Raw genomic sequence first — 16,943 nt, 5'->3', positions numbered from 1 at the left:
TGCACGGCAATTGTTCATCCGTCGCCCTAGCGAAAACGACATTCACCCGATATAAGCGCGGGTAGGGCAGTACGCGCTGTCCCGGGGTGTGGAAACCTCTATCTGGTGGCTGGTGCTGGCCGTTGCAGCATCAGAATCCTCTGACCATGTGGCCGGGGGCCTGTGACGTATGTCCAGGCTCCGGCTAAAGGTCGCAGGACTGTCCAGATACAGTTTCCAACCCCCGGCTTGGGATCAGAGATTAACGTTTGCGGGGGCGCACCGCAGACTATACTCAAGGGTTGGACCACCAATGGATTTGAAAGATTCAGCAGTGTCGGACACATGTGAACTGCGCCCGGTGATCGGGTTGACGGATGGTCTCGCACCGGCAGACGTAGAGACGTTGACGGTCAACGCAATTCGGCTGCACAGGCAACTTCTGGACAAAGCGGATCAACTGTTCCAGGCTTTGCCGGAGGAGTACAGGACGGGAAAAATCACTGGTGGCGTTCAGCATCTCGAATACATCGAAGCAATGATCGAGATGCATGCACAGATGAGCGCTCTTAACACGCTCCTGGGGGTGCTTGGGTACGTTCCAAAGATGGCCACGAACTGATCTGGCTTTTTTGGACAAGACTGGTGCGCCGATAGGTCAAGTCGAGGCGGTCGGGGCGCTTTCACATCAGCTTTCTGCGAATTGCAAGCGCGGTGAGATGAGCCTTGCTCCGGACATCGAAGCGTTTCATAGCCTCGCGAAGCTTCACACGAACGGTGTTGTACTTCACACCTTCTACATCAGCAATTTCCTCCATGGTCATGCCCACGGCGATCCATCTGAGATAGGTCGCCTCTTTGGGATCGAGCCAGGCGTCGTCTTCCGCAGTCGGAGTGGTTTGAAGGAATGAAATGCGGGCATGAAGTTGCCCGACGGCCGCAGCAGCTGCGACCGCGTCGATCTCACGGTCGAGATCGATTGCGGGCCTTTCCGACGCCAAGGTGAACATCGACATAGAGCCGTTGGCGGTCTTGATCGGAACGGTAACCCCAGAGCGGATGCCGAAATCGGCAGCGAGCGCGTAGAAGGCACGGTCCTCCTTCGATTGCCTCGCGCGATCCTGCTCGCCGTACCACGTAAAGACATACTTCTTTGACTTCGCGCGTTTGACGACCGGATCGACCTTGTCAAACTTCTTCTCGAAATACGTCGAACGCCACTCGCGATGATAGTTGGTGACCGCGAGGGTGTGCTGGTGCTGAATATGGAGATAGGCGTAGCCGGTGAAGCCGAAATGCTCGGTAAGGTCTGCAAGACCTTGCGTCAGGATGCATTCGTCGCCTTGGATCGCCGCAAGATCGGTGAGCTTGTCAAGCCAGTGCTGCATTTTTCACTCCGTTTTGGTGGTCAGGTGGAACAGATCACGAGAGCCCCTCGACGTTTATTATTACATGCGCGCAAAAATCAACCCTAGATTGCATAAGCAGACTTATGGAACATCGCGAGGTACCCGAACCCGATAACGCGAATGACACGCGCGGCGAGTCGGCTCATTTAACGGCAATCCCTATTGAACTCGCGATTTTTTGCTCTCCTGCCAATCGAACCGCCAAAGGCGAGATTCCTTTTGATCTCGCTACGCCCCTGGCCCGGTGCTTGAATGTGGGTACCCACGGTCGCGGGATACCTTGCAAGATCTGCAATACAACATCTCAGCGACGGAATAGAAATCCTGCACTCTCGTCAAGTAAGCAACGCATCCACTCAATAATATCCGCCGAATCAGTAACATCGGCATATTTTTGGTGCATGTCATAAAGGCTTGCTTCGTGCGGTGGGACAGCACGATCAGCGCAGCAGTCACGAGGGACAAGCACATTGAAGCCGGACTGGACCGCATCGACCACTGTTGCGCGAACGCAACCTGATGTTGTTGCTCCGGTTACGACCACCGTGTCAATCTTAGAGGAGGTAAGTAGCCCAGCGAGAGCTGTACCAAAAAATGCGGAAGCGCCCTTCTTTTCGATCACTGGATCGCCGGGCTGTATGCCGGTGTCAAGATCTATCTCTACTGTACGAGTATCATGCATGAGTGCCGTCATCCCTGTCGACTTTTTCAGCCAAGCCACTCGTTCAATCTCTCCTCGGTGATAGGCGATGGTGGTGTAGACGACAGGATAGCCGGCCGAGCGTGCAAAGTCCGTCAGCCGACGAGTCGCCGCGATCGCCGTACCCATGTCCGCTGCCGTCGGGTAACGCGTATCCGTGAAACCATAGGTAAAGTCGACGACGACGATGGCGGGCCGGGAACCGCGCGGCACGGCACGACCGAAGCCGGCCGCCTCATAGATTTCTTCCTGCGACATTGCCGTTCCTCCTGTGCTTCCGGAGAAGCAGCTGCGCACCCGGCGAGGCTGCTCCACCACCGATCAGTGCCGTTCCATCTTCATATCCGGCACGACGATGTCGCCATCGATGACGATTGCCGCGTCATCGAGGAACAGCGAGCAACTGCGCATCGGGATATCGAGGTGGCAGTGCGTGTCGTTCGGGCCACCGAGTTCGTTGTTCGGGCCCGTCGAGAACATGACGTTGCCGTAGAACGAACGCGGCTCCATGCCCATGCCGCCCGGAAAGGCGCCCGGCACGAAGTTGTGCCATTTCGCCTGTGGATTCATGCCCCAGCCGACATGGCTCATGCCAAAACCGTTCGGATCGTTGAAGGACTGCATGTAGGACTTGACGATTTCCGCATCGAGGCCGCCGCGGATATCAGTGATCCAGCCCTTCTCTATCGTGTAGATGATCGGCTCGCGCGCATAGATGTTCTGCGGCAGCAGGATATCGCCCGGTGCGACGACGATCTGGCCATCGACGCCGTCATCGTCCCCGCCGGTGAAGACGAAGCCGGACGGCCAATGGTCCCACCGGCCCGGCTCGTCCGTGCAGGCATATTCCGTGACCGTCGGATAGGTGTTCAACTTGTAGGTGACGTCGGTCCCATGCGGGGACGTGATCCGCATGACCTTGGCCTTCGACAGGATCTCGCCGCCGATCTCCACCTTCTCGCGCAGTTCCTTGTAGGGCAGCATGCGGGCGAGAAGTTCGGGCGGCTCGACCGCCGTCAGCACACGGGTGCCAGCGGCCTGGATCGCCATCTGTTCAGGCGAGAAGAGCAGGAAGATGCAGTCGATCAGCATGTCGCAGTTCTTGAGGGCTTCGACCGCATCCGGCATTGCGGCAAGGCCGGTGACGCCGACATTCCAGCCGCCCCTCGGCAAGGGTGCCGGCAGGCGCATGTGGTACATGTTCGCGCCGAGACGCTGGCCGGCGGCGAGAAACGCATCGGCATAGTCCAGCCGTTCATTGCCCTGCGTGAGCACGACAAGACGCTCGCCGTCGCGCACGCCGGACATCTTCAGCTGGTGGAGGCAGATTTCGGTGAAACTCGTGTGGTCCATTGCTCGGAATCCTTCTTTTGAAAACTACGCTGCAAAGTCCATGACTGCGGCGAGGAAGCCGTCCAGGTCGTCCCACGGGATCATGTGTCCCGCGCGCTCGACCGTGCGCATCTCGATCGCCGGGGCGAGGTGCGCGATCTCCGCGACATCCGCCGGCTCGATGACCGCCGCGCCGCCTGCCACAACCAGCCGGATCGGCAGGCCGAGCGCGGGCAGGTCGGCGTGGATATCGTCGGTGTGAAACCCGTCGAAGGCCGTTCGGATCGCGTCGAGCTGGCAGGTGTGCAGCCACTCGGCGCGAAGGGCGCACTGCTCTTCGCTCCAACTCGGGCAGAACCGCTTGATTTCCGATGCCGAGCAGCCGCGCTGCGCAAGGAGGATGGAATCCTCGTACCAGGCCCAGGATGCTGGGTAGGGGCGCCTACCCGGCCCGCTAACAGGTGGGTCGATAAGGAGCAGACCCGAAAACGCTTGCCGATCCCTGCACGCGGCTCGAATGCCGATACGGGCACCCATCGAGTGTCCGAGCAGAATTGGGTGCTCGAGTCCCGCCGATTCTGCGACCCTGACGGCGTCCTCAGCCATAGCATCAAGCGAAAAATCCAGGGCACCACCCTCGGAAAGTCCCCGGCCGCGCACGTCGAGCACATGAACGTCGAACCTCGCCGCCAGCCGCTCGGCGACGAAGCCCCAGGTGATGGCCGGCGACGTGATGCCGGGAACGAGCAGCATCTGCGGGCCCGGCCCCGGATAGTGGAGCAGGTGCTGGCGAATGCCGTTTGCGTGAACGTTGTATCCCCTAGCCAAGGCGCCCTCCCCTTAATAGGCGCCGGAGAGCAGCGTGCCGCCGCCGGGAATGCGCGTGTTGAGGTCGAGCGCCTTCAACAGCGACCATGTGGTGGCGATCGCCGCCGTCAGGACCGGCTTGCGCGTGATCGCCTCCGCCTCGGAAACGGCCGCCAGCGAGGGCATCTGGACGCAGGCGGATAGCACGATGGCATCGACATCGCTGGTGTCCATCGCACGGACGATGCCGGGCAGCTTCATCGGGTCATGCGCGGCGACCGCGAGATTGTCGGAGATTTCCAGCGCCCGCCAAACGCTGACCTCGATACCCTCGTTGCGGATGTAGTCCACGACGAGCTCCGTGAGCGGCTTCATGTAGGGCGCGACAAGCGCGATCTTCTTCGCGCCGATCGCCTTGATGCCCTCGACCAGCGCGCCTGCCGACGTCACGACCGGCGCCGGATTGCCATTATCTACCGTCGCCTTGTGAAGGCGCTCCTGCGACTGGCGATGGTAACCATGCCCCATCGCCATGATGGCGACGAGGCAGGCATAACCCATGACATCAACGCGCGCGTCCGACAGTTCAAGGGCGCAGCGGTCGCTGTCCCGGTCCATGGCCTTCAGTTCCGCTGCCGTGACGTGCTTCATCCGCATGCGGGAGGAGTGAAACGTGAAGCGCTCCGGTGAAACGAGTTCGCGAGCCCTCAGTAGCGCCGGAATTTCGGTCTCCATTGTGACGTTGGAACTCGGGACGATCTGGCCGATTCGAAAGTGCATTATGAGAACTACCTATGCCGTTGCTATGCGCCCATACATATTTAATTACACGTGTAATTACAAGCCAGATTTCATCATTTCTCATTTCGAAAAGGCATCAAATATTTCGTAAATAGGTTCGAATGCCTGGCCGAAGCCCGACTGCACGCCCCCATCACTACGGACATCAAATGACTGCGGACTTTTGAAGCCGGTCGAAATCAGCCCACGACGGGCTGGGAGCGCACCCTGCCCTTCGGACGCTGGAACCTAATGAAAGGGTCGGCTGGGTTTAGAGTTGTCCGAACCTTTGAAAGCATTGGCGATGAGGCGCATCGGATGCGCAATAGGGCGGGGACCAAATCTCTTGACTTGGCATCGGCAGGAAAAGCCGGTTGCGTAGGCATTCTTTTGCGCCGCGAGTGGCTTGGCCCAAGACAAGTTGAAAATATCTCGGCTGATAGAGAGCTTCTCCAGCTCGTGACCGAATAAACCTGCCATGCCACAGCAGCCTGTACTTACTACTCTACCGGGCAAGCCCAAGCCGTCTAATACTTTCTGCCATTGATCCCGCGCAGAACTGCTGCGCGTCGCTTCGGTACAATGTAAAAATAGTGATGCGTCCGGCTGCACCTTGGAGATAGGAGGCAAAACAAGGCCTTGGAGATTATCGAGGATAAACTCCTGAACGAGAAGGACCTTTGTATGGTTGAGAACACCCGCGTCCCGATATTCATCACGCAGCATCAACACAAATGCGGGATCTACGCCTACGATCGGGCGATCCATAAGGGTCACTTTTTCTATGGTCTGTGCCAGACGGGTGGCCTGCTTGAGAAAAGTGCGACGATCGCCCTTTGCATGCGCAGCTTTTCCACCACCAGGTAGCGCGAGAATTGCCGGTTCAAAGCCAAGCGAAGCAAGTCCATCACAAACGTCGCGGACCGCCTCCACATCGAAAAGAGCCGTGAAGGCGTCTGGCGCGATGAAAACCCTTTTCTTGGGCTGACTACAACTCAGAGTGCGAGGGTCAACCATCGGATAGGGTAGTGATCTGAGCCCACGGGCTGAAAATCGCGGGACGTCACAGAGCTTTGTAATTTTAGCGATGGCCCGGTCCATACGAAGTAACTGCCCAAAGCGTAAGAACGGGCGAGCGAAGTTTAGCTGCGGGTAAAATCGTTCAAGTGCGATCCCTGCGCGATCTGCAATGCTTCGCTGGCGTGTATTAAAGTACGCCTCGAGAAATCGCGATTTCATAGTTGGGATGTCAACCTGGACCGGGCACGCTCCCGCGCAGGCTTTGCATCCGAGACAGCCGTCCAGCGCCGCGAATGTTGCTTCTTCCACAAGGTTTAGGTCCGGTGCTTTTGTGGCCGTGGCTTGCGCCCATGCCTTGAGCGCTTCCGCGCGGCCCTTTGGTGAATGCCGCAGATCTTTTGTCGCTTTAAAGGACGGGCACATCGCAACGCTCGGGGCATAGTTCAGGCAAAGCCCGTTTCCGTTGCATGCGACCGCTCTGTTCACATCCGGCGCACCGGGCGAGAGCGCTTGTCGGAACGGTGTGCTGGACACGCCATACAACGCACCACGATTGCTTACAAGCTTTCCAGGATTAAACCGGTTCCCTGGATCGAACGCGGCCTTGATCCGTCTGAACGACTGATAAGCCGTGGGACCAACGAAATCTGCCAAATACTCGCCACGCACACCCTTTCCGTGCTCCCCCCAGAAAATGCCTCCATGACGCGTCACACATCGATAGACATCATCGGAAAGACTCTTCAGTATCGCCTGATCCTTAAATTCTCCCATATCCAGTGCAGGCCTAACATGCAGGCATCCAACATCGAGATGACCATAGATACCGTAACTCAAACCGCGTTCGCGGATCATTGAGGAAAACTCTGTCACGAAGCCTACCAGGTTTTCCGGCGGCACGACACAATCCTCGACGAAAGCGATGGGTTTACGGTGGGTGCGTGATTTTCCAAGTAGGCCGACGCTTGCGGCCCGAACAGACCAGAGATCAGCAATCTCTGAAGGACTGGTCGCAACATGATAGCCCCTGACCCCGCGCATATCCGATAATGCTTTAATAGTACTCTGGACAGCTTCATCAACGATTGCGGCATCATTTCCGGCAAATTCCACGAAATTGTAAACCGGCCTGCTCCCCGCGCCGCCTCGTAGTGCTGCTGGTAGGTTATCAAGAAGGCCGGCATCGTCAGCAAGCCGCTGTACCCAGTCATCAAGAGCTTCTATGGCAAGCGGCTGTTGCTGCAGCAATAACGGAGCGGCGGCCAACGCCTCTTCGAAACGACTATAGCCTATAACCATAAGCCGATTTTCCTGAAGCCTCGGTACCAGCTTCAAGCGGGCTTTTGTGACCAGCCCGAGCGTGCCCTCAGCTCCTATCAACAGCCTCCACCATTCCAATGTCTGGCGATTAGGCCGCGCGCGCTCCAAGTCATAGCCGGTAAACCGGCGCGACAGCGCGGGCACCCGCTCCAGCAGTGCGTTTCGACCACTATCGCAGGCAGCTGCCACTTCTTTCAAACGCAACTCGGCTTCCGGAATAGGGTCGGCGAAGCTGTCTAGAAGAAGGCCATCGAGAAGAACCGCCTCCAGCCCAAGAACATTGTCACTGGTCTTGCCATAAACACGGGATCCCTTACCGGAGGCATCCGTGGCAATCATACCACCGATCGTGCATCGGTTGGCAGTGGATGTGGTCGGCGCAAAAAACAATCCGGTATAGGCGATCGCATCGTTAAGTTCGGAAACTACAATTCCGGGCTCCACTTCAACCCACTGCTCTTCGAGATTGATAGCGATGACCCGGTTCATGTGGCGCCGGAAATCAACTACCACGCCGCGATTGAGCGACTGTCCATTGGTACCCGTACCACCACCACGCGCGGTGATGGCGACTTCAGCAAAGGACTGTCCGCCCAAGACTTTGGTGAGTCGGCGGACGTCCGCTTGTTGGCGCGGGCAGACGATCAGGTCCGGTTTAATCTCGTACACGCTATTGTCAGTAGACATGGACGCTAGCGATGCAGGGTCATCTATGATTTCGCCTTCGAAGCCAGCATCTAGAAGTGAAAGTCGGAGTCGGTGATAAAGGTCTATTGAGGCGTCTCGTAAATTAGACGGTGCCATTACGACCGGCCCAGTTTTGTACTTGTTGCCGACGCAAAGCCGTAAAGCCGCTGTGGGTTTGTGGTCAAGACCTGAATTTGCTGCTTTTCCTCAGGCAGCCAGTCAGCCAAGGCGTCGAGCAAGTCTCCGACATTCATCATTGGACCCCAGTGTGCAACGTGCGGCCAATCGGATCCCCAAAGGCAGCGCTCAGGAGCTGCTGCGTAAAGCGCGCGGGCAAATGGCAGGACATCATCATAAGGGGCTAATGTTTGACTGAACCGGTAAGCACCAGACAATTTGACCCATGCACCATCTCGGACTAGCCCAAGAAGTGTCTTGAAACCCTGACCCTCTAGGCCTACTTCCACGTTCGGATGGCCCATATGATCGAACACCACGGGCACTCTCAGGCGAGAAACAGTTTGACCGACCTCGGCTATATCATTGCCGTCCACTAGCAATTGAAGATGCCAGCCCCGGTCTCGGCAAATGTCCGCGTAACGCTCAAGCTTCGAAACAGACGCGCCGCCGCGGAACATTGCGTTGATTCTTAAGCCAACCACACCATCATCGGCCAATTGGTTGCACTCGCGCTCTGTCGGCTGTGGCCCAATGACAGCAATACCGCGGAGACGACCGGGCGCGGCACGCAGAGCTTGCTGCATATACTGGTTGTCATTTCCGTGAACGCTGATTTGCACGAGTACACCAAAGGTCACCGAAGATGCACTCAACATTGCGAGATAGTCCTGCGACGAGACTGGGACAGGCGTGTAGCTGCGGTTTTCAATGAGCGGGAAATCCGGCGCCGAGCCAATTACATGAGCGTGACAGTCGACCGCTCCAACGGGAAGTTTAAGGCGTTGCGCAGGTCTAGTGATGCCGTCGGGAGAAGGACAGGACGGCGGAGGTGCGGGCAATGTAGACATCATACATCCAACGATAAGGAAACTACACGGAAAAGATCGAAGCAACACATAGGGGTAAAAGCCGGCGTCTTCTTTGTCCGGACCAGCGACAAACCGGGCGCGACGTATGCCGCACCCGGCGATTTGAAAGGTTTAGCCGCGCGCCATCAGGCGTTGATATTGGCGTTGCCACTGATCGGCGTTGTCCGTCCAGTAGACAGGATCGGGTATGGTCCACCCTTTGAGCTCGCCGGTAGGATCGTAGCCCGGCATGTTCTTAATTTCCTGGGGGACGTCGGCTTTCGACATGTCGAGGGCGCACATTGTGCCCAGACCGAGGGCAAGTTGGATTTGGACTTCTGGCATCAAGAGGATATTTGCCATTTCATAGAATGGTTCCTGCGGGCTTCCCTTGAGCGGAACCAATGCGCCGAAAGAAAGGCTCAATCCAGGCACCTGGTGGCCGCGTATCGGCAAGCCCTGACGCTCCATGTTGTGAACCCTGATAAAGAACCCGTCGCCAAGATGAGCAGTTCCAGAAGATAGTAGCTGCGTTTGTTCGGCGCCGCTTGTATAGTACTTCAGCACCAACTCTCGGCTCTCGCGAATCTTTTCCCAAATCGCATCCATATCGGTGATCGCGTTCGGGTCCTGGCCGGTCTGGAGGGCAGCAAACCAGATGCGCGTGGACCAACGGTCCTGACCAGTGATACGCCCCTTGTGGGCAGGGTCCACCAGTATGTTCACGCCCTTAGCTTTGATCTCGTCTTCCGAAATCTGTTCTGTGTTGTAGCAAACAAGGTAGCCGGTCACGGTATATGGAATGCCAACCAGATTGCCGTCAAACGGCTTTTTGAAGCTCTCGACGGCTCGGGGTGTCACGTTAGTGAGATTTGGCAGTTTGGTTTCATCAAGCGGCTGCAGATAGGATTGCCGCCAGTAGCGCAATGCGTCGAGCGGGCTACCACAATCGAAGTAGTTGTATTGTTCGATTCCGTCCGCTGTGATCTTCGACAGAAGTTCATCGTTGCTACTGAAAGAGCCTTGATCGACGGACATGCCGGTTTTGGCATTGAACGGCTTGAATATGATCTCGCTCCAGGCGTCTTGAGCGGCGCCGCCATATCCATCGAAACGAACCTTGCCGGCGGCTCGGGCGAATGGCGCAAAGGCGGATACAGCCGAACCGCTCACCCCGCTCGCGACAGCGAGAAGCCCAACTCTTCCCAAGAAAGTGCGGCGGGAGATATCCCCATCCTTAAGACGGGTATGAAGGCGGTCGAATGCTGATGTAATGTCCATGTTGTTCTCCTCGGTTGAACCGGTCTTTTCGCCGGCTTGTTTTTTTAGCGATTGGGGGTTTTCTTCAGAGCGACCAGGCTGAGAATTTCAAATAACGTTTGCGCGGCAACCAGCGCCGAATTAGTCGTCGGATCATATTGAGGGGCGAGTTCCACAACGTCGCCCCCGACGACATTGACACCGGCAAGTTTGCGTAAGAATGCAAAGATCTCACGCGGCGCCAAGCCTCCAGCTTCGGGGGTCCCGGTCCCCGGCGCGAAACCCGGATCGACGCTATCGATGTCGAAGCTAACGTAAGCCGGCGCGTCGCCAACGATCGAACGAACCTGATTTGCCACAGCAACAGGCCCAAGTTCCAGAAAGGCATCCGTGGTAATTACTGTCATTCCCGATGCATGCGAAAATTCAGACCAAAGGCCGCCTGAGCCACGCATACCCAGCTGAACAGTACGGCTAGGGTCGAGCACGCCCGCAAGGACCGCGTTTCGGAAGGGAGTGGCGTGGTGGAAAGCCGTGCCGTTCCCCGGCCCACTGGTGTCAGTATGCGCATCGATATGGATGAGGCCTACAGGTTCTTTCGCGCCGATCGCTTTAAGAACAGGAAAGCTAATCGAATGATCCCCGCCAACAGTCAACGGCGTCACAGAGTGGCGAACCAGATGCGTGTAAAGTGCCTCAATGTCTTCTACACACGAAACGATATTGTATCGCTCTCGAAAATCGACATCGCCAATATCGGCAACATTAAGTTTCGCGGACGGCGCAATTCGGTGGACTGGATGAAAGGGACCGACGCGTTCGACATTCCGGACGGCTTTTGGTCCCAACCGAGCACCCGCCCGGTTGGTGACCCCGAGATCATACGGGATTCCAACAATTGCTACATCGAGTTCTGAAAAGGATAATGTCTCCCTCAGATCTTCCCGGTTCGGCATCGACAGAAATGTCTGAACTCCGGAATACGGCGAACGGGGTCTGGTTCGGGCAAGACTGGCCCTAACCCTATCCAGTCCATCGGCATTGCCATTAGAGGTGGCTGGATCGGCAAACTGCACCCGAAGTGCTTCGATATCAGTTTTGCTCATGACACGGATTTCCTTTCACAATCCGCCTGCGCCAACTGCTTCGAGGCTTTTCGAAATCGCTCAACGGCTTCCGAGCACTCTTCGGCGCTCACGATCAAAGGCGGTACGAAACGAACAACATTATCACCGGCATTAACAGTCAGAAGCCGCTGGTCGAGCAACGCGTTGCGCACGAGTGCATTGGAAACAATGCACTTCACACCGAGCAAAAGGCCCTTCCCACGCACATCGGAGTATAGTTGCGGAAAATCCCTCACAACTTGCTCAAGTCCGTCGCGCAGATGGACAGATTGCGCAACTACTGCATCAAAAAAGCCATCCGAAAGGATAACGTCCAACACAGCGTTGCCCGCCGTACAGGCAAGCGGATTGCCGCCATACGTCGTGCCGTGAGTTCCCGGAACCATCGGCTTCGCTAGCGATTCAGTGGCCAGAATCGCGCCTAGCGGAAAGCCGCCCCCGATGCCCTTGGCAACAGAGAGGATGTCGGGTGTGACGCCTGTCCATTGGTGGGCAAACATCTTTCCGGTACGCCCTGCCCCTGTCTGCACTTCATCCATTGCAAGAACCAGACCATGCTTATCGCAGAGATATCTTAGACCTTGAAGAAAATCCGCCGGAATGACCCGTATCCCGCCTTCGCCTTGAACAGGTTCAATGAGAATGCCCGCAGTTTCCGGTGTAATCGCCGCTTCCACTAAGGCGAGGTCATTTGGTTCGACATGATCGAAACCCTCGACAACCGGTCCGAACCCTTTCAGGTAAGCCGGGTTCCCCGTGGCCGCTATGGTGGCAAGGCTACGTCCGTGAAACGCTCCGTTGAAGCATATCATGCGGTACCGTTCGGGACGGCCTTGGTCGCTTTGAAAGCGGCGAACCATTTTGATGAGCCCTTCATTGGCTTCGGCGCCGCTGTTGCAAAAGAATACACTGTCGGCAAAAGATGCGCCAACGAGCCGCTCGGCAAGGCGGGATGCCTGGGGCACACTGTAGAGGTTAGACACATGCATCACTTTCGCGGCCTGTTCGGCGATAGCTCCAACGAGATGCTTGTTTCCATGGCCGAGGCTATTGGTGGCTATACCAGAGCCGAAATCGAGATACTTCTCGTTGTTATTTGTCCACAACCATACACCTTCTCCTCGCTCAAAGGCGATCGGTGAACGGTTGAAAGTAGGCATGAGGGCAGTAATGGTCATCATATTCTCTCAGCGTTAGCGGCCGGCGCCGAAGCCCATAATGGCTTTGATTTCTAAGTACTCGTGCAGTCCATAGACACCACGTTCACGACCGTTTCCGGACATGCGATAGCCTCCCATTGGCGCGTTTCGGTCGAGCGGCGGATAGTTGATACGGACAGTACCGGCGCGGACGCGCCGCGCTATCGCACGAGCGCGCTCGACATTCGAAGACTGGACATCGCCCGCCAGGCCATACGGACTGTCGTTCGCGATCCTCACGGCGTCGTCGTCGTCATCGTAGGCAATAACAACGAGGACTGGCCCGAAGATCTCCTGCTGCGCGATTGTCATCGACGACTGTACGTCTGCGAAAATGGTGGGTTTGACGTAAAATCCCTTCGTAAGTCCCGCGGGTCGTCCAGGACCGCCCGTCAAGATGCGCGCGCCTTCGGAGGTGCCGGCTTCAATGAACTGCTGAATCTTCGTGAACTGGGTTTCATTCGCTACCGGACCGAGCTTTGTACTCTCCTCATGCGGCGAACCAACGCTGATGTTTTCGGCTGTCTGCACTGCCAGAGCGCAGATCTCGTCGTACTTGGAGCGTGGTACGACCAAACGGGTGGGCGCGTTGCAGGTTTGGCCCGAATTGTTGAAGCAGAGCTCAACCGCCCTTGGGACCGCTGTCGTAAAATCTGCGTCATCAAGGAGAATATTAGCCGATTTTCCTCCAAGCTCGAGTGTGACGCGCTTGATTGAAGCGGCGGCAACGCGCGAAATTTCCGTACCGGCCCTGGTGGATCCTGTGAATGAGACCATGTCGATATCTGGATGAGCCGCAAGCCAAGCACCGGATCGGGGTCCGTAACCATTTATGAGGTTGAAGACACCCTTCGGCACTCCCGCCTCGTGAAGCATATCGGCAAATACCATCGCTGTTAGTGGTGCGATTTCACTTGGTTTAAGAACCATCGTGCAACCAGCCGCTAAAGCCGGGGCAACCTTATTGACGATCTGGTTGATCGGCCAATTCCAAGGGGTGATGAGCGCGCACACGCCGATCGGTTCTTTCATGACCAACGTGTTAGCTTCCGCAACGTCGAACTCGAAACTCTCAAGCGTGTCCGCCATGCCTCGTAGGAAAAGCGAGCCGCCTTGGGCGTGTGCGCCTTCCGCTAAGTACTTGGGAGCGCCAATTTCCCGGATAATCGTCTCGGAAATCTCGTGCTTTCGGCGATCATAAACTTCAGCGATTCGCCTCAACAGGGCAACGCGCTGCCCTTTCGGGGTTGCTGAAAACGATGAGAACGCTGCCTTTGCGGCCGCAACTGCTTCCTCAACGTCTGCTTGTTCAGCATCCGATATAATTTCGAAAACGTCTTCAGTTGCAGGGTCGACAAGCTCGATCCGAGGATTTTGGATGGCAGGTCGCCACATCCCGTCAATGTAGAAGCTTCTGGGTTCAATCACGTTCAGTCCTCCTGCAGAACCAGCCAAGCGTCATGGGCGACGCGCAATTTAACCCGACTCCCGACGGGCAGTGATCGGCCATGATGTGGCTGGATTGCGCCGACCTCAGTTCCGAGGGCAGCAACGGTATATCTCACAAGCATTCCAAGGTACTCGGACGCCAAGACAACACCTTCGAAAATATCCGCATCCGAGATTTCCGGGTGATCCGTGTCGACGAGAACCCTCTCGCTGCGCAAAAGAAGTTCCTGTGTCTTTCCGATGGGGAGTCGTACTGCTAGACGAGCGGGAAACTGTCCACCTAAGAGCGCTGACGAGCAAGTTTCTCCGTTATCTTTAATCTCTGCCCGTACGCGGGAGAACTGGCCGAAGAACTTCGCTACGAATTCGGAACGCGGCCGATTGAAAATTTCCTCCGGCGGCCCTTCCTGTTCCTTTCGACCATGGTTCATCACAACGACCTTGTCAGACATTGCGAGAGCTTCTGCCTGATCATGGGTTACGAAAATCGTGGTTATGCCGAGATCACGCTGAATCCGCTTCAGCTCAACGCGCATCTCTTCGCGCAGATTTGCGTCCAGCGCTGAGAGCGGCTCGTCGAACAACAGCAGATCGGGTTCAATAACGATAGCTCGTGCAACTGCAACACGCTGCTGTTGCCCGCCCGACAACTGAGCTGGCAGCCGGTCATAAATGTGTGGGAGGCGCACAACATCAAGTGCTCGGCGCACCCGCTCCTCGATCATCGTCTTCGAGAGTTTGCGCAACTGAAGACCATAAGCGATATTGTCGAAGGCGGTTTTATGCGGGAACAAGGCATGGTTTTGGAACACCATACCAATGTTGCGTCTATGCACCGGGACGTCGTTGACCCGTTTGCCACCGATCCGTATGTCTCCATCGCTGATCGTCTCGAGCCCTGCGATCATTCGTAGCGTGGTAGTTTTCCCGCATCCTGAGGGCCCGAGCAATGAAACGAACTCACCCTCGCGCACATCGAATTCGACGCTATCTACTGCTGTAACGCTTCCATAGAATTTGCTAACATTTGAGATTGTAACGTTTTTTCCGGCCATGGCCATTCAACTCCTGATTGGGACGGTGGCCTCGTCCAACGGCGTTAATTTAGGTGAGGAGATACAGAGAACTCGACGTGACAAATTGGTTGACGACGTCTCTCTCAGAGACGGCAAAGAGATCGAGGATTGCCTTGAGAAAAGGCGTATCATTGCTACAGCGAGCGGGATGAAGGTCGTCAATCCAACCAGAACTGCTCCGAGCGCGTTTAACCGCTGATCAACCGAGAACTGAAGCATTCCCATGACATAGGTTGGAATCGTCTCGGTATTTGCCGGCCTCCAGAACAGCGTCGCAGTAACCTCGTCGAAGGATGACATAAATGCCAAAATCCAACCTGCTACAATCGCAGGCATCGTCAGTGGAAGCGTAACAGTCCTGAAGGTATGCAGACGTCCCGCTCCAAGGGTGCGTGCAGCCTCTTCCAGATATATCGGTATGAGTTGCAATCTGTGCTGGGTGGTCAACACGACAAAAGGAAGAATGAGAGCCACGTGGCCAACGATGAGAAGCAGGAGGCTCTTGTTGAGGCCGAAGAAACGAAAGCTTACCAGTAGGCCTACCCCCAAGATGACATGAGGAACTAGGATTGGCAGGGTAAGCAGCATCTGGATTATACCGCGACCCCAAAAGCGAAATCGTGAAACCGCATAGGCTGCGCTCGTCCCGATCAGCGTAGCGATAAAGCTAGAAGTAACACCTATTAGAAGCGAAGTTTTTACAGCTGTAATGATCGACTGGTCTTTTGTAAGCTCTTTGAACCAATGCAAACTGAAGTTTTCTATGGGAAAACTGCCATACTGCGCGGAATTAAAGCTCAAGAGCACGATTACCAGAACTGGCCCGAGCATAAACATGAGAACCAGTATGTAGCTCAGTGCCAGCAAAATCCGCGCCAGAGGAAACAATTTCATCAGCTTGCCCCCTTTAGAACGTGGTTCAGTCCAAACTTGCGACTGTAGAGTGCTATTGCAGCCCCGAGAAAGCCTACCAGGATAAGCGAAACCGCTGCGCCGACCGGCCAGTCGTTCTCCATGATGATCGCGTCGTAGATCAGCTTGGCATAGTATGTCGTCCCCGTTCCACCCAGCAGAAGTGGAGTGACATAAGTCCCCATCGCGAGGATGAAACAAAGCAGTGCTCCAGCACTTAACCCCGGCAAGGCAAGCGGGAAGGTGACGGTAAAGAAGGCCTGGCTCCCGGTGGCCCCGAGCGTCCGCGCAGCCAGGACCGCGTTCTGGTCCACCGATTGTAACCCCAGAAAAATATTGACTATCATAAAAGGCAGAACGTATTGGACAATACCGACGTAAACGGAATAGTCGTTATATAACAGGCCGATGGGACCAGTACTAAAACCTGTAAGGACAATCAGCCGGTTCACAAGTCCTTCCGACCCCAAAATTGGAATCCACGCCATCGTCCTAATGACATAGCTAATCCATGACGGCAGAAAGATCAGCATCAGCAAGAAGTTGCGCAGACCCGGGGACACGCTCGTCAGAAAGTAGGCTGGAGCGTATCCGACTACCGCGCAGAGGAGCGTGGCAATGAACGCCATTAGCGCTGTTTTTGCGAGGATACCGAGATAGAAAAGATCGCTGAAAACGTAGTTCCAGTTTTCAAACGTTATACGGTATTCTATCGCACCTGATGGCGCGCGCCCCAGCAGGGAGTAAGCTCCGATAAACACGATCGGGGCGACGATGAAGAATGCGACCGACACCATGGCTGGCCCAAGCAAAAGCCAGGGCACGCCATCATTGTGACTTTTGAACTTCTTTCCCATG

At 56.1% G+C, this 16,943-nt stretch carries 15 protein-coding genes; 1 reads left to right on the top strand and 14 read right to left on the bottom strand.

Translation table 11 applies throughout. The features are described 5' to 3' along the window. Positions 1–292 precede the first annotated feature (292 nt). A complete protein-coding gene (locus DXT96_RS21035) occupies positions 293–601 on the top strand; it encodes a transcriptional repressor TraM (RefSeq protein ID WP_025430017.1) in 309 nt (102 codons plus the stop codon). A 61-nt stretch (positions 602–662) separates the two neighbouring features. On the opposite strand, the gene traR is transcribed toward DXT96_RS21035, so the two are convergent. The 14 genes from traR to DXT96_RS20965 all read right to left on the bottom strand — a co-directional run bounded on the left by traR (position 663) and on the right by DXT96_RS20965 (position 16,942). Beyond that, positions 663–1,367, bottom strand: coding sequence for a transcriptional regulator TraR (gene traR / locus DXT96_RS21030; protein ID WP_153516314.1), 705 nt, complete (start codon positions 1,365–1,367; stop codon positions 663–665). A gap of 325 nt (positions 1,368–1,692) precedes the next feature. Further along, positions 1,693–2,346 carry an isochorismatase family protein gene (locus tag DXT96_RS21025; RefSeq protein ID WP_153516313.1) on the bottom strand — a complete coding sequence of 218 codons (654 nt, stop codon included), beginning with the start codon at positions 2,344–2,346 and terminating at the stop codon, positions 1,693–1,695. A gap of 63 nt (positions 2,347–2,409) precedes the next feature. After that, positions 2,410–3,441, bottom strand: coding sequence for a leucyl aminopeptidase (locus tag DXT96_RS21020; RefSeq protein WP_153516312.1), 1,032 nt, complete (start codon positions 3,439–3,441; stop codon positions 2,410–2,412). 24 nt (positions 3,442–3,465) lie between these two features. Continuing rightward, on the bottom strand, positions 3,466–4,248 hold the full coding sequence (locus tag DXT96_RS21015) for an alpha/beta fold hydrolase (protein ID WP_246670619.1): 783 nt from the start codon (positions 4,246–4,248) through the stop codon (positions 3,466–3,468). A gap of 12 nt (positions 4,249–4,260) precedes the next feature. After that, positions 4,261–4,962, bottom strand: a complete 702-nt coding sequence (locus DXT96_RS21010; RefSeq protein ID WP_153516392.1) for an Asp/Glu racemase — start codon at positions 4,960–4,962, stop codon at positions 4,261–4,263. Between the two features lie 294 nt (positions 4,963–5,256). Continuing rightward, positions 5,257–8,034: an FAD-binding and (Fe-S)-binding domain-containing protein gene (locus tag DXT96_RS21005; protein WP_246670618.1), complete on the bottom strand. Its 2,778-nt coding sequence runs from the start codon at positions 8,032–8,034 to the stop codon at positions 5,257–5,259. A 116-nt stretch (positions 8,035–8,150) separates the two neighbouring features. Beyond that, positions 8,151–9,062, bottom strand: coding sequence for an amidohydrolase (locus DXT96_RS21000; RefSeq protein WP_153516309.1), 912 nt, complete (start codon positions 9,060–9,062; stop codon positions 8,151–8,153). 132 nt (positions 9,063–9,194) lie between these two features. Further along, positions 9,195–10,343: a PotD/PotF family extracellular solute-binding protein gene (locus DXT96_RS20995; protein WP_153516308.1), complete on the bottom strand. Its 1,149-nt coding sequence runs from the start codon at positions 10,341–10,343 to the stop codon at positions 9,195–9,197. Positions 10,344–10,387: 44 nt separating this feature from the next. Continuing rightward, positions 10,388–11,428, bottom strand: coding sequence for an agmatinase (speB, locus tag DXT96_RS20990; protein WP_153516307.1), 1,041 nt, complete (start codon positions 11,426–11,428; stop codon positions 10,388–10,390). Further along, positions 11,425–12,627, bottom strand: a complete 1,203-nt coding sequence (locus DXT96_RS20985; RefSeq protein ID WP_153516391.1) for an aspartate aminotransferase family protein — start codon at positions 12,625–12,627, stop codon at positions 11,425–11,427. The genes speB and DXT96_RS20985 overlap by 4 nt, the downstream gene beginning before the upstream one ends. Before the next feature lie 15 nt (positions 12,628–12,642). Beyond that, positions 12,643–14,076 (bottom strand): aldehyde dehydrogenase family protein, encoded by a 1,434-nt coding sequence (locus DXT96_RS20980; protein WP_371418957.1) that lies wholly within the window; start codon positions 14,074–14,076, stop codon positions 12,643–12,645. A 2-nt stretch (positions 14,077–14,078) separates the two neighbouring features. Then, positions 14,079–15,152, bottom strand: a complete 1,074-nt coding sequence (locus DXT96_RS20975; RefSeq protein WP_246670617.1) for an ABC transporter ATP-binding protein — start codon at positions 15,150–15,152, stop codon at positions 14,079–14,081. A gap of 6 nt (positions 15,153–15,158) precedes the next feature. Then, on the bottom strand, positions 15,159–16,067 hold the full coding sequence (locus tag DXT96_RS20970) for an ABC transporter permease (protein ID WP_153516305.1): 909 nt from the start codon (positions 16,065–16,067) through the stop codon (positions 15,159–15,161). Continuing rightward, positions 16,067–16,942 carry an ABC transporter permease gene (locus tag DXT96_RS20965; RefSeq protein ID WP_153516304.1) on the bottom strand — a complete coding sequence of 292 codons (876 nt, stop codon included), beginning with the start codon at positions 16,940–16,942 and terminating at the stop codon, positions 16,067–16,069. The genes DXT96_RS20970 and DXT96_RS20965 overlap by 1 nt, the downstream gene beginning before the upstream one ends. Position 16,943 lies beyond the last annotated feature (1 nt).

This window comes from Agrobacterium sp. ICMP 6402, from assembly GCF_009498615.1.
In the GTDB taxonomy this organism is placed as follows: domain Bacteria; phylum Pseudomonadota; class Alphaproteobacteria; order Rhizobiales; family Rhizobiaceae; genus Agrobacterium; species Agrobacterium burrii.
Note: the sequence above shows the minus strand (reverse complement) of the source record. Positions and strands in the feature narration are given on the sequence as shown.

What these genes read in the sequence shown, in the direction of transcription:
- DXT96_RS21035 (WP_025430017.1), top strand. Translation starts at nt 293, where the DNA reads ATGGATTTGAAAGATTCAGCAGTGTCGGACACATGTGAACTGCGCCCG.
- traR (WP_153516314.1), bottom strand. Translation starts at nt 1,367, where the DNA reads ATGCAGCACTGGCTTGACAAGCTCACCGATCTTGCGGCGATCCAAGGC.
- DXT96_RS21025 (WP_153516313.1), bottom strand. Translation starts at nt 2,346, where the DNA reads ATGTCGCAGGAAGAAATCTATGAGGCGGCCGGCTTCGGTCGTGCCGTG.
- DXT96_RS21020 (WP_153516312.1), bottom strand. Translation starts at nt 3,441, where the DNA reads ATGGACCACACGAGTTTCACCGAAATCTGCCTCCACCAGCTGAAGATG.
- DXT96_RS21010 (WP_153516392.1), bottom strand. Translation starts at nt 4,962, where the DNA reads ATGGAGACCGAAATTCCGGCGCTACTGAGGGCTCGCGAACTCGTTTCA.
- DXT96_RS21005 (WP_246670618.1), bottom strand. Translation starts at nt 8,034, where the DNA reads ATGTCTACTGACAATAGCGTGTACGAGATTAAACCGGACCTGATCGTC.
- DXT96_RS21000 (WP_153516309.1), bottom strand. Translation starts at nt 9,062, where the DNA reads ATGTCTACATTGCCCGCACCTCCGCCGTCCTGTCCTTCTCCCGACGGC.
- DXT96_RS20995 (WP_153516308.1), bottom strand. Translation starts at nt 10,343, where the DNA reads ATGGACATTACATCAGCATTCGACCGCCTTCATACCCGTCTTAAGGAT.
- speB (WP_153516307.1), bottom strand. Translation starts at nt 11,428, where the DNA reads ATGAGCAAAACTGATATCGAAGCACTTCGGGTGCAGTTTGCCGATCCA.
- DXT96_RS20985 (WP_153516391.1), bottom strand. Translation starts at nt 12,627, where the DNA reads ATGACCATTACTGCCCTCATGCCTACTTTCAACCGTTCACCGATCGCC.
- DXT96_RS20975 (WP_246670617.1), bottom strand. Translation starts at nt 15,152, where the DNA reads ATGGCCGGAAAAAACGTTACAATCTCAAATGTTAGCAAATTCTATGGA.
- DXT96_RS20970 (WP_153516305.1), bottom strand. Translation starts at nt 16,067, where the DNA reads ATGAAATTGTTTCCTCTGGCGCGGATTTTGCTGGCACTGAGCTACATA.
- DXT96_RS20965 (WP_153516304.1), bottom strand. Translation starts at nt 16,942, where the DNA reads ATGGGAAAGAAGTTCAAAAGTCACAATGATGGCGTGCCCTGGCTTTTG.